Origin of the sequence: Streptomyces sp. NPDC093111 (genome assembly GCF_040683955.1) — a bacterium.
In the GTDB taxonomy this organism is placed as follows: domain Bacteria; phylum Actinomycetota; class Actinomycetes; order Streptomycetales; family Streptomycetaceae; genus Streptomyces.
In genome coordinates, this window is the sequence record NZ_JBFBNW010000003.1 from 93,218 (window position 1) to 108,663 (window position 15,446).

Sequence of the window (15,446 nt, forward strand, 5' to 3'; positions counted from 1 at the left end):
TCCCCGCCCTGGAACGACTTGACCACGAGAGCGGCGACCAGGCCGGGCCGGTCGCGGGGACTCGACCGCGACCTGACCGCCGTCCCCGCCCTGGAACGGCTTCACCGCGAGGGCTTCGCCCAGCGGCGCCCGAGCGGCCGGCTTCCCCGGGCGGACGGTCCCGGGCGGACGGTCCCGGGCGGACGGTCCCGGGCGGACGGTCCCGGGCGGACGGCTCCTTGACGGTCCGCCACGGCGCTGCCTAGCGTGGCGGGCCTTCCCCGCCCGTGCGTCCGGACCACGAACGGAGACCGGTCCATGCCCCCCGCTCCCCGCACCGTTCTGCTCACCGGGGCCGCCGGCGGCGTCGGCACCCTGATGCGGAAGCTGCTGCCCCGGTACGGCTACGCGCTGCGCCCCCTCGACGTACGGCCCGTCCCGGGCGCGCCGGACGCGATCGTCGCCGACCTCGCCGACCGGGACGCGCTGCGCGAGGCCGTGCGCGGGGTGGACGCCGTCGTGCACCTCGCCGGAATCTCCCTGGAGGCCGGGTTCGACGAGATCGCGGCCGCCAACATCACCGGGCTCCAGCACCTGTACGAGGCCGTGCGCGAGGAGGGCGTGCCCCGGGTCGTCTTCGCCTCCAGCAACCACGCGGTCGGCTTCACCCGGCGCCCCCGCCACGGCGAAGCCCCCGTTCCGGTCGCCACCCCGCACCGGCCCGACACCTTCTACGGGCTCTCCAAGGCCTTCGGCGAGGACCTGGCCCAGTACTACTGGGACAAGCACGGGGTGGAGACCGTCTCGGTGCGGATCGGCTCCTGCTTCCCCGAACCGAGCTCGGTGCGGATGCTCTCGACCTGGCTGAGCCCCGCCGACTGCGCCCGGCTGTTCCACGCCGCGCTCACCGCGCCGGAGGTCGGACACACCGTGGCGTACGGCTCCTCCGCCAACACCCGGGAGTGGTGGGACCTCTCGTCGGCGCGGGCGCTCGGCTACGAGCCGAGGGACGACTCCGAGGTGTACGCGGAGCGGCTCATCGCCGAGCACGGACTCCCGGCCCCGGGCAGCGCCGACGACGTGTACCTGGGCGGGCACTTCTGCGTGGACCCGCCGCGCTGGAAGCACTGAGGGGCGCGCCGGACGGGCGCCGGGCGGCGCCCGAGAAGGAGAACGGGCCGCGCCGGAAAAGGGGAACGGGCCCGGCCGGACAATGCGGGGGAGCCGGCCAGGCCCGGGTCGACGCGTGCGGCTGGCGCACGCGGACAATGCGACGATATGACCCGCCCAAGATCATCGCGAGCCGGGGAACGCGGCGACCGTCCGGAAAGCGCGATCGGTTCTCGCCAAACGCGCGCGGCGTGCCCTTCAGCGCCGCAAGGTCTCCGAGGGCGACTCGCCGAACCGCTCCCGGTACCGTGCCGCGAACCGGCCCGGGTGGGCGAAGCCCCAGCGCCAGGCCACCTCGGTCACGCTCAGCCCGTCCGGCGCGCCCGCCCGCAGCTCCTCGTGGACCCGCTCCAGGCGCACCTCGCGCACGTACGCCATCGGGGACATGCCCACGTACTCCCGGAACGACTCCTGGAGCCGGCGCACGCTCACCCGGGCCAGGGCGGCCAGTTCGGTGCTGGTGAAGGGGTGCTCGGGGCGGGCCCGCACCGCGTCCATCACGCGCTTCACCGGGCCGGGCCGCGCGGGTCCGCCCGGGTGGGCCAGCTCCTCGCGCCAGGGGTGCTCGGCGGCCAGCAGCAGCCCGTTGAGCAGGGCCTCCTGGAGCGGCCTGGAGACCAGCTCATGGGTGGCGAGGCCGTCGCCGGCCAGCGCCCCCGCCGCCACCTGGCGGGCGAAGGTCACCCAGCTGAGGCCGGGGCCGCCGGTGATGTCGAGCCCGGCCCCGAAGGCGAGCCGGCCGCGCGGCGGGCGCCCGATCAGCTGTTCCAGGCGCTCGTGGAGCGCCGTCGCGTCGATCTTGACCGAGAGGGCCCGGCAGTCCCCGCTCCACCGGTCGAGGACGGTGTCGCCCGCCGGGTCCAGCAGGACCGCCTCCCGGCTCGTGGCCACCAGCGGGCGTCCGCCGCCGCCCTGGCGCAGTTCCATGGTGCCGCTCATCGGGGCGTTGAGGTGGAACGCGCCCAGCTCGCCGAAGCGCATGCGCACATCGGCGCCGCAGCTCAGGTCCCCGATCATCAGCGGCCCGAGCGCCACGGTGTCGAACCGCGCGGCGAAGGGACGTTCCTGCGCGTCGATCACGTCCATGAAGTTGGCGTAATAGCGCGCGCCGATCTCGACCCGCGCCTCGTCCACGTCCCGCGTCCGGAAAGAGCTCCCACCCACAGGCCGAAGAATATTCATATGACGGATGTGGCCGGGAACGGCAGGATGCCCGGCATGCCAGCACCCCAGGGATTCTCCTATGCGCGCCGTGCCGACGGCACCGTCGTCCTCACCCACCGCGGCCGGGCCGCGGGCACCCTCCGCGGCCGCCGCGCGGACACGTTCCTGGCGGAGGTCGAGGCCGGCGACCCGCAGCTGGTGATGGCCCGCTGGACGGGCTCGTACCGCTTCGGGAACGAGCGCACCGCCCGGGAGCACCCGCGTCACCAGGGTGGCCGAACCGGACGAAGGTAAGGGAACGGCAAAAGCGTCTCGTTCGTTACCCCCGGCATGACCGCAATGACCCCCGGCTCGAACATCCCTCTCACCGCCGCGCGCGTGGCGGTGGACGTCGCCGCGCCCGTGCGGCTCGACGTGTCGGGCCTGCTGCTCGGCGCCGACGGCAAGGTGCGCTCCGACGACGACTTCATCTTCTACAACCAGCCCGCCGGGCCCGGTGTCAGCTACCGCTCCGGCGGCGGGAGCGCCCCGGACGCGATCGTGGTGGACACCGGCGCCGTCCCGGCCGGGATCGAGAAGATCGTCGTGACCGCGAGTCCCGACGCCGCCGGCCAGACCTTCCAGGGCATCGAGCCCACGGCGACCGTGCGCAACGCCGACGACGGCAGCGTCCTCGCCACCTTCACCCCGCCGCGGCTGGGCACGGAGACGGCCCTCGTGGTCATCGAGATCTACCTGCGCAACGGCGCCTGGAAGGCCCGCGCGGTGGGCCAGGGCTACGCGAACGGGCTCGCCGGGATCGCCACCGACTTCGGCGTCAGCGTCGACGAGGAGCCGACGCCCGCCGCCGCCGCCGCGCCCGCGCCCGCCCCGGTGCGGGCCCCCGCGCCCGTCGCCGCTCCCCCGGTCCCGGCCGCGCCGCCCGCCGCGCCGCCCGCCGCCCCGGCCCCCGGCGCGGGGAAGATCAACCTGGACAAGGGCCGGGTCAGCCTCCAGAAGAACCAGACGGTCTCCCTGGTCAAGGGCGGCCGGCCGCTGCTCTCCCAGGTCAAGATGGGCCTCGGCTGGGAGCCCGCCTTCCGCGGCAAGGACATCGACCTCGACGCCTCGGTCATCGCGTACGGCCCCCAGCGCAACCACCAGGACAGCTGCTACTTCGGCAAGCTGTCCATCCTCAACGGCGCCGTCAAGCACTCCGGCGACAACCTGACCGGCGAGGGCGCGGGCGACGACGAGGTCATCGTGGTCGACCTGGGCCGGCTGCCCGCCGACACCACCGGTCTGGTCTTCACCGTCAACTCCTTCTCCGGCCAGAAGTTCACCGAGGTCGCCAAGGCCTACTGCCGGCTCATCGACGCCGCCACCGGCGAGGAGCTGGTCCGCTTCGACCTGACCACGGCCGAGCCGCAGACCGGCGTGATGATGGCCAAGCTGATCAAGCAGTTCACCGGCGAGTGGGAGATGACCGCGATGGGCGAGTTCGTGAAGTCGCGGACCGTCCGGGGCATGGTGAAGCCCGCGGCCCAGGCGCTCTGAGCCGCGGGTCCGGAGCGGCGCGGGACCCCCGTACCGCTCCGGGATCCGGGCTCCGAGCTCCGGCTAGAACAGCGCGCTGTAGGCGTTGAGGGCCGGCTGGCCGCCCAGGTGGACGTAGAGCACGGTCGCGTCCCGGGCGATCTCGCCCCGGTCCACCAGGTCGATCATTCCGGCCATCGACTTCCCCTCGTAGACGGGGTCGGTGACCATGCCCTCGGTGCGGGCGGCCAGCCGCATCGCGTCGAGGGTGGCCTCGTCCGGGACGCCGTACACCCCCGCGTGGTAGCGGGCGTCCAGCTCGACGTCGGCGGCCGTCAGCGGGCGCTCCACGCCGATCAGGGCGGCCGTGTCCCGGGCGATCCGGGTGATCTGCTCATGGGTGGGCACCGGCTTCGCGGAGGCGTCGACGCCGAGCACCCGGCGGGGCCGCCCGCCCTCCTCGGCGAGCGCGGCGAAGCCCGCGACCATGCCGGCCTGGGTCGAGCCGGTCACCGAGCAGACCACCACGGTGTCGAAGAAGACGCCCAGCTCACGCTCCTGTTCGGCCACCTCGTACGCCCAGCGGGCGAAGCCGAGCCCGCCGAGCCGGTGGTCGGAGGCGCCCGCCGGGATGGCGTACGGCTTGCCGCCGGACTCCTCGACCTCGCGCAGCGCCCGCTCCCAGCTCTCCTTGAAGCCGATGCCGAACTCGGCCCGCACCAGCCGCACGTCGGCGCCCGCGAGCCGGCTGACGAGGATGTTGCCGACCTTGTCGTAGACGGAGTCGGGCCACTCGACCCAGCTCTCCTGCACCAGCACGCAGCGCAGCCCGGCGTGCGCGGCGACGGCCGCGACCTGACGGGTGTGGTTGGACTGCACCCCGCCGATCGAGACCAGGGTGTCGCAGCCCTGGGCGAGCGCGTCGGCGACCAGGTACTCCAGCTTGCGGGTCTTGTTCCCGCCGTACGCGATGCCGGAGTTGCAGTCCTCGCGCTTGGCCCACAGGGTGGCGCCGCCGAGGTGGCCGGTCAGCCGCTGGAGGGGGTGCACGGGCGAGGGCCCGAAGAGCAGCGGATAGCGCTCGAAGTCGTCGATCGTGGGCATACGGGCTCCCTGGGGTGGTCGCGGTCGAGGTCCTGGACGCCTCGCGCGGGACGTTCCGGCCACGGCCTAGAGCCGGTCCGGTGGGTCCGTCGCCTCGTCGGCGAGCTCCTCCAGGGCCCGCCATATCTCCGAGGTCACCCGCACCGCCTCCTCCGTGTCGCCCGCTTCGCACGCGTCGATCAGGCGCGCGTGGAGCTCGGCGGAGCCGCAGGTGCCCGCGTCGCCGAAGAGGCGGCGCTCGACCCGGCGGATCAGGGGCGTGTAGCGGGCGATGGTGGCGGCCACCGCGTGGTTGCCGCTCGCGCCGACGAGCACGTCGTGGAGCTCGTCGTCGGCGCGCAGGGCGGCCTCCACGTCGGCGGAGCGCACGGCCGAGGCGAAGCGGACGTTGGCCTCGCGCATCGCCCGGATGCCCTCGGGACCGAGCAGCGGTACGGCGGTGCGGGCGGCGAGCTCGTGCATCACCCGCACCACGGAGGCGGCGTCCCGCACCACCCGGCTGACCAGCCGGGTGACCCGGGTGTAGCTCTGCGGCTTGGTCTCCACGAGACCCTCGTCGCCGAGCCGGGCCAGGGCCTCGCGCACCGGGGCGCGCGAGAGGCCGAGGCGTTCGGCCAGGTCGGCGTCCTTGACCACGGAACCGGGCGCGAGCTCACCGCGCACGATGGCCTCGCGCAGCGCGTCGTACGCGCGGTCGCGCAGCAGGGTCCGGCCCACCGGCCGTAAGGCGTCCATGGACTGACATGTTAGGTGTCAGCCCGTGGACGGCACCAGGGGCAGGAGGTCAGCGGCGCGGCTGGCGGCGCCACGGGCCGGTGATCGCGAGCATGATGCCCGGCTCCTGGATGTTGGCGAACAGGGTGTCGCCGTCCGGCGAGAAGACCACGCCGGTGAACTCGCTGTCGTTCAGGTCGTTGCGGGCGATCGGGTAGGTCCGGCCGCTCTCGGTCGCGCCGAAGAGGTGCTGGACGCCCTCGCCGTCCTCGGCGATGACGACCCCGCCGTACGGGGAGACCGTGATGTTGTCCGGGCCGTCGTAGGCGCCGTCCTGATCCGGGGCCGCGTTGACGCCGAGCAGCACCTGGAGGGTGAGGGTGCGGCGCTTGGGGTCGTAGAACCAGACCTGGCCGTCGTGCGCGGCGCCGGGGCTCTCGTCACGGGCGTACGAGGAGACGATGTAGGTGCCGCCGTCGGCCCACCACATGCCCTCCAGCTTGCGGGCGCGGGTCACCTCGCCGGCGCCGAACTGCTTGCGGACCGAGGTCTTGCGGGCGTCACGGTCGGGCACGTCGACCCAGTCCACGCCGTAGACGGTGCCGATCCGCGTGGCGCGGGACAGGTCGTCGACGAAGCGGCCGGCCGAGTCGAAGCACTTGAAGGCCTGGAGGACGCCGGCGTCGTCGGCGAGGGTGGCGAGCCGCCCCCGGCCGTGCTCGAAGCCCTTCGGCGGGACCCAGCGGAAGAACAGGCCGTTGGGGCCGGAGGCGTCCTCGGTGAGGTAGGCGTGGCCGCGCTTGGGGTCGATGACGACGGCCTCGTGGGCGTAGCGGCCGAAGGCCTTCACCGGCTTCGGGTTCCGGTTGGCGCGGTGGTCCTGCGGGTCGACCTCGAAGACGTAGCCGTGGTCCTTGGTCATGCCGTTCTTGCCGGCCAGGTCCTCGGTCTCCTCGCAGGTGAGCCAGGTGCCCCAAGGGGTCCGGCCGCCGGCGCAGTTGGTGGAGGTGCCGGCGATGCCGACCCACTCGGCGACGGTGCCGTCCCGGTGCACCTCGACGACCGTGCAGCCGCCCGCGGCGGCCGGGTCGTAGACCAGGCCCTCGGTGAGCGGGACGGGGTGCGCCCAGCCGGCCCGGGGGCCCTTGAGCTCGTGGTTGTTGACCAGGTACGTGGTGCCGCGGCGCCCGGCGAAGGTGGCGGTGCCGTCGTGGTTGGAGGGCGTGAACTCGCCGGACTCCAGGCGGGTGACACCGCTGTGGGTGATGACGCGGTACGTGAAGCCCTCGGGCAGCGCGAGGACGCCCTCCGGGTCCGGGACGAGCTCGCCGTAGCCGAGCCGGTGCCCGTGGCCGTGCCCGTGGCCGTGGCCCTCGCCGTGGCCCTCGCCCGCGAACTCCTGCGGGTCGTCGGCGGCGAGCGCCTCGGGCGCGGTGGCGAGCGTGCCCACGGCGCCGGTGAGCGCGAGGCCGGCGCCGGTCGCGGCGGACTTCTTGGCGAATTCTCTGCGGTTGAGAGGCATGACGGTTCTTCTCCCTGTCGTCACCCGGTGTCGCGGCACACGGTCGCGCCCCCGTATAAACGGCGGTTGAACAGAAAGGCGATCCCTCATGAACCTGCCCCACAGCGGCCGACGCGTTCTGGTCAGCGGTGCCTCGCGCGGTCTGGGCCGCGCGGTGGCGCGCGCGTTCGCGGCCCAGGGCGACCGGGTGGCCGTGCACTACGGCTCGCGCGCGGAGGAGGCCCGCGCGACCCTCGCGTCCCTGGACGGCTCCGGTCACGCGCTGGTCCGCGGTGACCTGGCCGACCCGGCGGAGGCCGCCCGGGTCGCGGACGAGGCGGCCGGCGCCCTCGGCGGCCTCGACGTGCTGGTGAACAACGCGGCCGTGAACCTGCCGCACCCGCCGGCCACCACCCCGTACGAGGAGTGGGTCGGGCTCTGGCAGCGGCACGTGTCCGTGAACCTGCTCGGTACGGCGTATCTCAGCCATCTCGCGGCCCGGCGGATGATCGAGGCGGGCACCGGCGGCCGCATCGTCAACATCGGCTCGCGCGGCGCCTTCAAGGGCGAGCCGGACCACCCGGCGTACGGCGCCACGAAGGCGGCCGTGCACGCGCTGGGCCAGTCGCTGGCCGTGGCCCTGGCCCCGTACGGCATCGGGGTGGCCTCGGTGGCTCCCGGCTTCTTCGCGACCGAGCGGGTGGCGCCCCGGCTCGCGGGCCCCGAGGGCGAGGCCATCCTCGCCCAGAGCCCGTTCGGCCGGGTCGGCACCGCGGAGGAGATCGCCGCGGCCGTGCGCTGGCTCGCCTCCCCCGAGGCCCAGTGGGCCTCGGGGACGGTGCTCGACCTCAACGGGGCCTCGTACCTGCGGACCTGAGGGGCTTCCGGTCCCCGTGGTCAGCCCTTCGAGCGCGCCTTGAAGGCCGCCTTGCGGGCCTCCTTCGCCGTGGGCTTGTCCCGGTGGAGGCGGCCCATGGCCTCCAGGACCTCGGCCGTCGCCGGGTGCTCGACCCGCCAGGCCGCGTCGAAGAAGCCGCCGTGGCGGCCGGTCAGGCCCTCGATGAGGTCCTGGAGCTCGGTCAGGTCGCCGTCGGCGTCGAGCTGGGCGGCGATCGTGTCGATGGCCAGCCAGAAGATCATCGCCTCCGGCGGGGCCGGGATGTCCGCCGCGCCGTGCTCGGCGAGCCAGACCCGGGCGAGACCGCCGAGCTCCGGGTCGTCCAGGACCTCCCGGACGGCCGGCTCGGCCTCGGCGCCGACGAGGGACAGCGCCTGCTGCGCGTGGAGCCGGCGCAGCGGGGAGTCCGGGTCGCTGCCCTTGGCGGCGGCGAGGAGTTCGCGGGCGGCGGTGCCGGGCTCGCGGGCGGTGAGCCAGCCCGCGGTCTCGGCGCGGGCGGCGTCCTGCGGGTAGTGGGCGATGCCGTCGAGGAGGACGTCGGCGCCCTTGTCGGCGAGTTCGCCGACGGCGGGGACGACGAGTCCGGCCTCCAGCATCCGGGCGCGCACGCCGTACAGGCCGAGCGGGGTGAGCCGGACCATGCCGTAGCGGCTGACGTCCTCGTCGTCGACGGGCGGGGCGGGCTCCTCGCCCTCCTCGGCCATCAGGGCCTCGTCGACGGGGTCGTACGCGACCAGGCCGATCGGTTCGAGGACCCGGAACTGCTCGTCGAGCCGCATCATCGCGTCGGAGACCTGCTCCAGGACGTCGTCGGTGGGCTCGCCCATGTCGTCGGGGACGACCATCGAGGCGGCGAGCGCGGGCAGCGGCACCGGGCCCTCGCCCGCGCCGCCCTCGCTGACGGTCAGCAGGTACAGGTTGCCGAGCACGCCCTCCAGGAACTCGGCCTCGCCCTCGGGGTCCCACTCCAGGGCCTCGAAGTCGATCTCGCCGTCCTCGCCGACGAGCGCGTCGAGGTCGTCGAAGTAGGGCGCGGCGGCGTCGGCGAAGACGGCGTCGTAGCCCTCCAGCCAGATCGCGAGGACGTCCTGCGGGGAGCCGCCGGTGACCAGCGCCAGGTTCTCGCCGGGGGTGACGGTGCCGTCCTCGGCGCCCTCGGCCCGCTCGGTGCCGTCGGCGGGCTCCTCGGCGTCCTGGACGTCCACGAGGCCCGTGTCGACGGCGAGCCGCCAGGCCTCGCTCGCGTACGCCTCGGCGTCCGGGTCGCCGGCCAGTCCGAGGGCCTCGGCGGCGGCGGGCAGCTGCTCGTCGACGAGTTCGCCGCCCGCCCCGACCCGGGTCTCCGGGCCGGCCCAGCGGGCGAGCCGCACGGCGCGGGCGAGGAGGGGGGTGGCCAGGGCGTCCCGCGCCAACTCCGCGTCCGAGCGCAAGCGAACGGGGGGAAGGGACTGGCGGTCCGATGCCATCTCGGGTGTTCTCCTCGGCGAGTACGGGGCCTTCACGGCGCTTCGAGCGGCCTTCAGCGTAGACGTTTTCGGGGGGCGGTCCGGCGGTTCACGGAGGCGTCAGCCTTCGTACACCCGTCGACCCTTGACAAGGGGAAGGGTCTGCAAGGAAATTGACGCGCGTAGACCCTTCGCTCGTTTCTCCAAACCCTCACGGAGCTCCTTGATGTCTTCCTCCATACCGAGATCCGCCGCCGTCGCCGCCGTCGTCTCCGCCGCCCTCGCCGCCGGCCTGCTGGGCGGCGCGTCCGCCTCCGCCGACGACGTGACCGGCGCGGCGCCCGTCCGCATCCACGACATCCAGGGCTCGACCCGGGTCTCGCCGCTGGCCGGCAAGCCGGTCGCGGGCGTCACCGGCATCGTGACGGGCGTGCGGACGTACGGCTCGCGCGGCTTCTGGATGCAGGACCCGCAGGCGGACGCCGACCCGGCGACGAGCGAGGGCATCTTCGTCTTCACGAGCTCCGTGCCGACCGTCGCCGTCGGCGACTCGGTGAGCGTCAACGGCTCGGTGACCGAGTACGTGCCGGGCGGTCTGACCTCGGGCAACCAGTCGCTGACCCAGATCTCCAAGCCGGTGGTCACCGTCCTGTCGAAGGACAACCCGGTCCCGGCGCCCGTCACCATCTGGCCGTGGTCCGTGCCGGACGCGTACACCCCCGAGGGCGACCCGGCGGCCGGCGGCTCGATCAACGGGCTCACCCTGGACCCCGAGACCTACGCCCTGGACTACTACGAGTCCCTGGAGGGCACCAACGTCCGCATCGGCACCTCGCGCGTGGTCGGCGCCACCGACCCGTACTCCGAGCTGTGGGTGTCGGTGAAGCCGTTCGAGAACGGCAACCGCCGCGGCGGCACGGTCTACGGCTCGTACGACGCGCAGAACACCGGCCGGCTCCAGATCCAGCAGCTCGCGCCGATCGCCCAGCAGCCCTTCCCCAAGGCGAACGTCGGCGACTGGCTGGCCGGCCGGACCGAGGGCCCGCTGGACTTCAACCAGTTCGGCGGCTACACCCTGGTCGCGAACACCCTGGGCAAGCACGTGGACCTCGGCCTGGAGCGCGAGGTGACCGAGCGCCAGCACAAGAACGAGCTGGCGGTCGCCACGTACAACGTGGAGAACCTCGACCCGAGCGACCCGCAGGAGAAGTTCGACGCGCTCGCGAAGGCGGTCGTCGAGAACCTGGCCTCCCCCGACGTCGTCGCCCTGGAGGAGATCCAGGACGACAACGGCGCCAAGAACGACGGCACGGTCACGGCCGGCGAGACGCTCAAGAAGTTCACCGCCGCGATCGTCGCGGCCGGCGGCCCGGCGTACGAGTGGCGTTCGATCGACCCGCAGAACGGCAAGGACGGCGGCGAGCCCGGCGGCAATATCCGTCAGGTCTTCCTCTTCAACCCGGAGCGGGTCTCCTTCGTGGACCGCGCGGGCGGCGACGCGACGACCCCCACCGCTGTGACGGGCACCAAGGGCGACGCCCACCTGACCCTGTCCCCCGGCCGGATCGACCCGGCGAACACCGCCTGGGAGAACAGCCGCAAGCCGCTCGCGGGCGAGTTCCGCTTCCGCGGCCGCACGGTGATCGTGGTCGCCAACCACTTCGGCTCCAAGGGCGGCGACGAGTCCATCGTGTCGCACCACCAGCCGCCGACCCGCTCCTCGGAGACCAAGCGCCTGCTCCAGGGCCAGGCCGTCAACGCCTTCGTCAAGGACGTCCTGGCGCTGGACAAGCAGGCCGACGTGCTGGTCCTCGGCGACATCAACGACTTCGAGTTCTCCGGCACCACGAAGGCGCTGACCGACGGCGGCGCGCTGTACCCGGCGGTCAAGTCGCTGCCGCGCAGCGAGCGCTACTCGTACGTCTACCAGGGCAACAGCCAGGTCCTGGACCAGATCCTGACCAGCCCCGGCGTGCACCACTTCGAGTACGACAGCGTGCACATCAACGCCGAGTTCGCGGACCAGAACAGCGACCACGACCCGCAGGTGCTGCGCTTCCGCCCGTAGTTCCCGGCGCTCCCCGGTGGCACGGGTGTGCGAGACTGCGGGCCGTGATCCTGCGCCCCGCCACCCGTGCCGACCTGCCCGCCGTCCTCGCGCTCCTCGCCGACGAGGACCGAGTGGTGGACCCGGCCTCGGTGCCCGTCACACCCGCGTACGAGCGGGCGTTCGCGGACATCGAGGCCGATCCGCGCAACGAGGTGCTGGTGCTCGTCGACGAGACCGACGGCGCACTGGTCGTCGGCTGCCTCCAGGCCACCTACATCCCCGGCCTCGGCAAGGGCGGCGCCGAGCGGGCCCTGATCGAGGCGGTCCGGATCAGGGCCGACCGGCGCGGCGGCGGACTCGGCCGGGAGCTGATGGAGCGCGCGGTGGCCCGGGCCGGCGCCCGTGGCTGCGCGCTCGTCCAGCTCACCAGCAACAAGGACCGGACGGCCGCCCACCGCTTCTACGCCTCGCTGGGCTTCGCGCGGAGCCACGACGGGTTCAAGCTGAGCCTTTAGGGCGGGTGGGCGATAAACGTCGTTTATGGGTCGATCAACCGCTACCGGGTACCCGGTGACGATTCGTCGCCCCAGGGTGGAATCGTCCCGTCCACCTCGGCGAAACGACGATTCCCTTGAAATCCACGCGCATCGCGGCCCTCGCGGCCGTCTCGGTCCTGACCCCGGCCAGCTGGCCGGCCACCCCCGCGGCGGCGGACGCGTCCCGCCCGCCCGCCGTGTCCGCCCCCGACACGGCGGAGGAGCGGAAGAGGCAGGGCGCGTTGGTCCTCCCGAGCGTGAGCCGACTTCCGAAACGATTCCTCGCAGGCGGCGAATGGCAGGAGTTCACTCTCACCCTGGACAACACCGGGAACGAGGTGCTGCGGGACCTGAGCGTCGTGCTGTGGTGGGACGTCGACGAGGACTACCCCGGTCTGCGGACGGACCAGATACGGATCCAGATGAACGTCGACGGACAGTGGCAGGAGCAGGGGTTCACCCCGCCGCAGCCGCCGCTTCTCGTCAACTCGAACCCGGCCCTGAACGGGCGTCCCCTCCCGCCCGGGAAGAACGACTTCCCGCTGCGCATGAAGTTCACGGCGGACACCCCGTCGCAGTTCTACGCCTTCGGCGCGGGGGTGAACGAGGAACACGCCGACGACGAGGGCACCGGGTGGACCGAGTCCGAGATCTACCGCCCGACCGAACCGGATCCGGACCCGGAGCCGACGCCGGACCCGGAGCCGACGCCGGACCCTGAGCCCACCCCAGACCCGAAGCCGACGCCGGACCCCGACCCGGAGCCCACACCTGACCCCGGCGCGAAGCCCAGCCCCACCCCCGACCCGGCTCCGACACCCGGCCCCGAGCGCTCCCCCGGCGACCCGGCGGGGACTCCCGCTCCGGAGCCGACCGCGGACGGCAGGCTGGCCGAGACCGGCGGCGGCGTCGGCTCATGGCCCCTCGCGGCAGGGGCGGCCGTCACCCTCGGCACCGCCCTGACCGTGCTCGCCCGCTACCGCCGCCGTCGCGAGGAGGGCTGACGGCCCGCCGGCCGAGCAGGTGGAGCGGCGGGCCGGCGGTGCGCCGAGGCGTCAGGCGGAGTCGGTCGTGACGGTCCTGCCGAGGATCGCGGCGTGCTCCAGGACGTCCTCCAGCGGGTCGTCGATCTGCCCGGTGGAGATGAGCGCGACCTTCGGCCCGTTGTGCGCGTGGCTGTGCGTCTCGTCGGCCTCGGCCGCCCCCGCCGGGAGCACCACCGCCGCGACGGCGAACGCGCCGCTGAGCACCGACCGGTTCCTGAACGTCCCGCTGATCCTGGTCGTCATGTCGACCTTCCCCTCGCCTGGTGACTGCCGTACGGCCCCCGCACTCTGGCTAACGCGGGGGCCCACGGGTCAGTTGTGGCTGTGGAGGATCTCGTTGAGGCCGCCCCAGACCGCGTTGTTCGGGCGGGCCTCGACGGCGCCGGTGACCGAGTTGCGGCGGAAGAGGATGTTCGAGGCGCCGGAGAGCTCGCGGGCCTTGACGATCTGGCCGTCGGGCATGGTGATCCGGGTGCCGGCGGTGACGTACAGACCGGCCTCGACGACGCACTCGTCGCCCAGGGCGATGCCGACACCGGCCTCGGCGCCGATGAGGCAGCGCTCGCCGATGGAGATGACGACGTTGCCGCCGCCGGAGAGGGTGCCCATGGTGGAGGCGCCGCCGCCGATGTCGGAACCGTCGCCGACGACCACGCCGGCCGAGATGCGGCCCTCGACCATGGAGGTGCCGAGGGTGCCGGCGTTGAAGTTGACGAAGCCCTCGTGCATGACGGTGGTGCCGGCGGCGAGGTGGGCGCCGAGGCGGACGCGGTCGGCGTCGGCGACGCGGACGCCGGCGGGCACGACGTAGTCCGTCATGCGGGGGAACTTGTCGATCGAGGTGACCTGGAGGTGCAGGCCCTCGGCGCGGGCGTTGAGCCGCACCGTCTCGATGTCGTCGACGGCGACCGGGCCGAGCGAGGTCCAGGCGACGTTGGCGAGGAGGCCGAAGACGCCGTCCAGGTTCTGGCCGTGCGGCTTGACCAGCCGGTGGCTGAGCAGGTGGAGGCGCAGGTAGGCGTCGTGGGCGTCGAGCGGCTTGTCGTCGAGCGAGGCGATGACGGTGCGGACGGCGACCACCTCGACACCGCGGCGGGCGTCCAGGCCGACGGCCTTGACGGCGCCCTCGCCGAGGGCGTTGAGGGCCTGGTCGGGGCCGATCCGCTCGGTGCCGGCGGGGCCGGGGTCGGCGGTCAGCTCGGGGGCGGGGAACCAGGTGTCGAGAACGGTGCCGTCGCCGGCGATGGTGGCGAGGCCGGCGGCGACGGCGCCGGTGGAGCGAGGAGCAGTGGTCATGACGGAAAACCTAACCGGCGGGCCCCCGCGCGGGCCAACCGGTCTCAGGTGTCGGTCCGCTTCCCTGGTGGTTCGGACGAGTCCGCGGGCCGGGTCTTCGGCGCTTCGTTCAGCCCGCCCGGCGGCGGTCTCCCAGCACCCGGCCGAGCATCTCGCGGGCGTACTCCTCGTCGTACCTGCCGTCGGTGAGCAGGACCTGGAGGCAGATGCCGTCCATGAGGGCGATGACGGCGCGGGCGGTGGCCGGGTCGGTGCGCGGGGCGAGACAGGCGCCGACCTCCTCGGCCCATTCGGCGGCGACGGGCCGCAGGGCGGGGCGGCGCAGGGCGGCGAGGTAGAGCTCGTACTCCAGCTCCACGCCGGTCCGTTCGCCGCCGAGCCACTCGCCGATGAGCCGGGCGAGGACGGCGGCGAGGTCGGCGGCCGGGTCCGCGAGACCGGGGCTCTCGCGCAGGGCGCTCCCGAAGTTGGCGTTGGCGCGGCGCAGGGCGGCGACGAGGAGTTCGTCGAGGGAGGCGAAGTGGTACGTGGTGGAGCCGAGCGGCACGTCCGCCTCGGCGGCGACGGTGCGGTGGCTGAGGCCCGCGAGGCCGGCCCGGCCGACCACCCGCAGGGCCGCGTCGACGATCCGGTCGCGCCGCTCGGGGTCGTACCGCCTGGGCCGGGCCATCAGTGGGCGCCGCCCATGTTGAGGACGGCGACCCCGGCGATGATCAGCACGATGCCGGCGATCTTGGCGAGGTTCATGGACTCGCCGAGGAAGAGCGCGCCGATCGCGGCGACGGCGGCGGTGCCGACCCCGGACCAGATGGCGTAGGCGGTGCCGACCTGGAGGGTCTTGAGCGCCTGGGCGAGCAGGGCGAAGGCGATGAGGTAGCCGGCGCCGGTGATCAGCGAGGGCACCAGCTTCGAGAAGCCCTCGCTGTACTTCATGGAGGTGGTGGCGACGATCTCCGCCGCTATGGCGCCCGCGAGCAGTCCGTATCCCATGTGTACGAGCGTACACAACGACGCCGACCGCTACCGTG

Annotated in this window: 16 protein-coding genes; 7 read left to right on the top strand and 9 right to left on the bottom strand. The window is 73.6% G+C overall.

From position 1 onward, the window contains the following. The first annotated feature begins 297 nt into the window (after positions 1-297). Complete coding sequence (locus AB0Q96_RS05240) at positions 298-1,110, top strand: NAD(P)-dependent oxidoreductase (RefSeq protein ID WP_365321855.1); 813 nt, start codon at positions 298-300, stop codon at positions 1,108-1,110. Between the two features lie 237 nt (positions 1,111-1,347). On the opposite strand, the gene AB0Q96_RS05245 is transcribed toward AB0Q96_RS05240, so the two are convergent. Further along, entirely contained in the window at positions 1,348-2,313 is a 966-nt protein-coding gene (locus AB0Q96_RS05245) for an AraC family transcriptional regulator (RefSeq protein WP_365321856.1), read from the bottom strand. A gap of 54 nt (positions 2,314-2,367) precedes the next feature. Between AB0Q96_RS05245 and AB0Q96_RS05250 the strand changes: the two genes are divergently transcribed. Continuing rightward, entirely contained in the window at positions 2,368-2,607 is a 240-nt protein-coding gene (locus tag AB0Q96_RS05250; protein ID WP_365321858.1) for a hypothetical protein, read from the top strand. A gap of 36 nt (positions 2,608-2,643) precedes the next feature. After that, a complete protein-coding gene (locus AB0Q96_RS05255) occupies positions 2,644-3,849 on the top strand; it encodes a TerD family protein (protein WP_365321859.1) in 1,206 nt (401 codons plus the stop codon). 63 nt (positions 3,850-3,912) lie between these two features. Here the strand turns inward: AB0Q96_RS05255 and AB0Q96_RS05260 are convergent, their stop codons facing one another. From AB0Q96_RS05260 to AB0Q96_RS05270, 3 genes are all read right to left on the bottom strand, one after another. Continuing rightward, positions 3,913-4,932 (bottom strand): 1-aminocyclopropane-1-carboxylate deaminase, encoded by a 1,020-nt coding sequence (locus AB0Q96_RS05260; protein WP_365321860.1) that lies wholly within the window; start codon positions 4,930-4,932, stop codon positions 3,913-3,915. Positions 4,933-4,998: 66 nt separating this feature from the next. Then, positions 4,999-5,667 (bottom strand): GntR family transcriptional regulator, encoded by a 669-nt coding sequence (locus AB0Q96_RS05265; protein ID WP_365321862.1) that lies wholly within the window; start codon positions 5,665-5,667, stop codon positions 4,999-5,001. Positions 5,668-5,716: 49 nt separating this feature from the next. Continuing rightward, positions 5,717-7,168: an alkaline phosphatase PhoX gene (locus AB0Q96_RS05270; protein ID WP_365321864.1), complete on the bottom strand. Its 1,452-nt coding sequence runs from the start codon at positions 7,166-7,168 to the stop codon at positions 5,717-5,719. Between the two features lie 88 nt (positions 7,169-7,256). On the opposite strand from AB0Q96_RS05270, the gene AB0Q96_RS05275 reads away from it, so the two are divergent. Next, entirely contained in the window at positions 7,257-8,024 is a 768-nt protein-coding gene (locus tag AB0Q96_RS05275; protein ID WP_365321865.1) for an SDR family oxidoreductase, read from the top strand. Between the two features lie 20 nt (positions 8,025-8,044). Here AB0Q96_RS05275 and AB0Q96_RS05280 read toward each other — a convergent pair whose 3' ends face one another. Continuing rightward, complete coding sequence (locus tag AB0Q96_RS05280; protein WP_365321867.1) at positions 8,045-9,511, bottom strand: hypothetical protein; 1,467 nt, start codon at positions 9,509-9,511, stop codon at positions 8,045-8,047. Positions 9,512-9,716: 205 nt separating this feature from the next. On the opposite strand from AB0Q96_RS05280, the gene AB0Q96_RS05285 reads away from it, so the two are divergent. From AB0Q96_RS05285 to AB0Q96_RS05295, 3 genes are all read left to right on the top strand, one after another. Then, positions 9,717-11,558 carry an endonuclease/exonuclease/phosphatase family protein gene (locus AB0Q96_RS05285; protein ID WP_365321869.1) on the top strand — a complete coding sequence of 614 codons (1,842 nt, stop codon included), beginning with the start codon at positions 9,717-9,719 and terminating at the stop codon, positions 11,556-11,558. A gap of 44 nt (positions 11,559-11,602) precedes the next feature. Further along, entirely contained in the window at positions 11,603-12,055 is a 453-nt protein-coding gene (locus AB0Q96_RS05290) for a GNAT family N-acetyltransferase (protein ID WP_365321871.1), read from the top strand. A gap of 116 nt (positions 12,056-12,171) precedes the next feature. Continuing rightward, positions 12,172-13,080, top strand: a complete 909-nt coding sequence (locus AB0Q96_RS05295; protein ID WP_365321873.1) for a hypothetical protein — start codon at positions 12,172-12,174, stop codon at positions 13,078-13,080. 51 nt (positions 13,081-13,131) lie between these two features. Here the strand turns inward: AB0Q96_RS05295 and AB0Q96_RS05300 are convergent, their stop codons facing one another. The 4 genes from AB0Q96_RS05300 to AB0Q96_RS05315 form a co-directional block, all read right to left on the bottom strand. Next, entirely contained in the window at positions 13,132-13,365 is a 234-nt protein-coding gene (locus tag AB0Q96_RS05300; RefSeq protein ID WP_365321875.1) for a hypothetical protein, read from the bottom strand. Positions 13,366-13,434: 69 nt separating this feature from the next. Beyond that, complete coding sequence (dapD, locus tag AB0Q96_RS05305) at positions 13,435-14,418, bottom strand: 2,3,4,5-tetrahydropyridine-2,6-dicarboxylate N-succinyltransferase (protein WP_365321877.1); 984 nt, start codon at positions 14,416-14,418, stop codon at positions 13,435-13,437. Between the two features lie 109 nt (positions 14,419-14,527). Continuing rightward, a complete protein-coding gene (locus tag AB0Q96_RS05310; RefSeq protein WP_365321879.1) occupies positions 14,528-15,088 on the bottom strand; it encodes a TetR family transcriptional regulator in 561 nt (186 codons plus the stop codon). Then, positions 15,088-15,408 (bottom strand): multidrug efflux SMR transporter, encoded by a 321-nt coding sequence (locus tag AB0Q96_RS05315; RefSeq protein WP_365321881.1) that lies wholly within the window; start codon positions 15,406-15,408, stop codon positions 15,088-15,090. Before AB0Q96_RS05315 ends, AB0Q96_RS05310 begins: the two co-directional genes overlap by 1 nt. Between the last annotated feature and the right edge of the window lie 38 nt (positions 15,409-15,446).

What these genes read in the sequence shown, in the direction of transcription:
- AB0Q96_RS05240 (WP_365321855.1), top strand. Translation starts at nt 298, where the DNA reads ATGCCCCCCGCTCCCCGCACCGTTCTGCTCACCGGGGCCGCCGGCGGC.
- AB0Q96_RS05250 (WP_365321858.1), top strand. Translation starts at nt 2,368, where the DNA reads ATGCCAGCACCCCAGGGATTCTCCTATGCGCGCCGTGCCGACGGCACC.
- AB0Q96_RS05255 (WP_365321859.1), top strand. Translation starts at nt 2,644, where the DNA reads ATGACCGCAATGACCCCCGGCTCGAACATCCCTCTCACCGCCGCGCGC.
- AB0Q96_RS05260 (WP_365321860.1), bottom strand. Translation starts at nt 4,932, where the DNA reads ATGCCCACGATCGACGACTTCGAGCGCTATCCGCTGCTCTTCGGGCCC.
- AB0Q96_RS05265 (WP_365321862.1), bottom strand. Translation starts at nt 5,667, where the DNA reads ATGGACGCCTTACGGCCGGTGGGCCGGACCCTGCTGCGCGACCGCGCG.
- AB0Q96_RS05270 (WP_365321864.1), bottom strand. Translation starts at nt 7,168, where the DNA reads ATGCCTCTCAACCGCAGAGAATTCGCCAAGAAGTCCGCCGCGACCGGC.
- AB0Q96_RS05275 (WP_365321865.1), top strand. Translation starts at nt 7,257, where the DNA reads ATGAACCTGCCCCACAGCGGCCGACGCGTTCTGGTCAGCGGTGCCTCG.
- AB0Q96_RS05280 (WP_365321867.1), bottom strand. Translation starts at nt 9,511, where the DNA reads ATGGCATCGGACCGCCAGTCCCTTCCCCCCGTTCGCTTGCGCTCGGAC.
- AB0Q96_RS05285 (WP_365321869.1), top strand. Translation starts at nt 9,717, where the DNA reads ATGTCTTCCTCCATACCGAGATCCGCCGCCGTCGCCGCCGTCGTCTCC.
- AB0Q96_RS05300 (WP_365321875.1), bottom strand. Translation starts at nt 13,365, where the DNA reads ATGACGACCAGGATCAGCGGGACGTTCAGGAACCGGTCGGTGCTCAGC.
- dapD (WP_365321877.1), bottom strand. Translation starts at nt 14,418, where the DNA reads ATGACCACTGCTCCTCGCTCCACCGGCGCCGTCGCCGCCGGCCTCGCC.
- AB0Q96_RS05310 (WP_365321879.1), bottom strand. Translation starts at nt 15,088, where the DNA reads ATGGCCCGGCCCAGGCGGTACGACCCCGAGCGGCGCGACCGGATCGTC.
- AB0Q96_RS05315 (WP_365321881.1), bottom strand. Translation starts at nt 15,408, where the DNA reads ATGGGATACGGACTGCTCGCGGGCGCCATAGCGGCGGAGATCGTCGCC.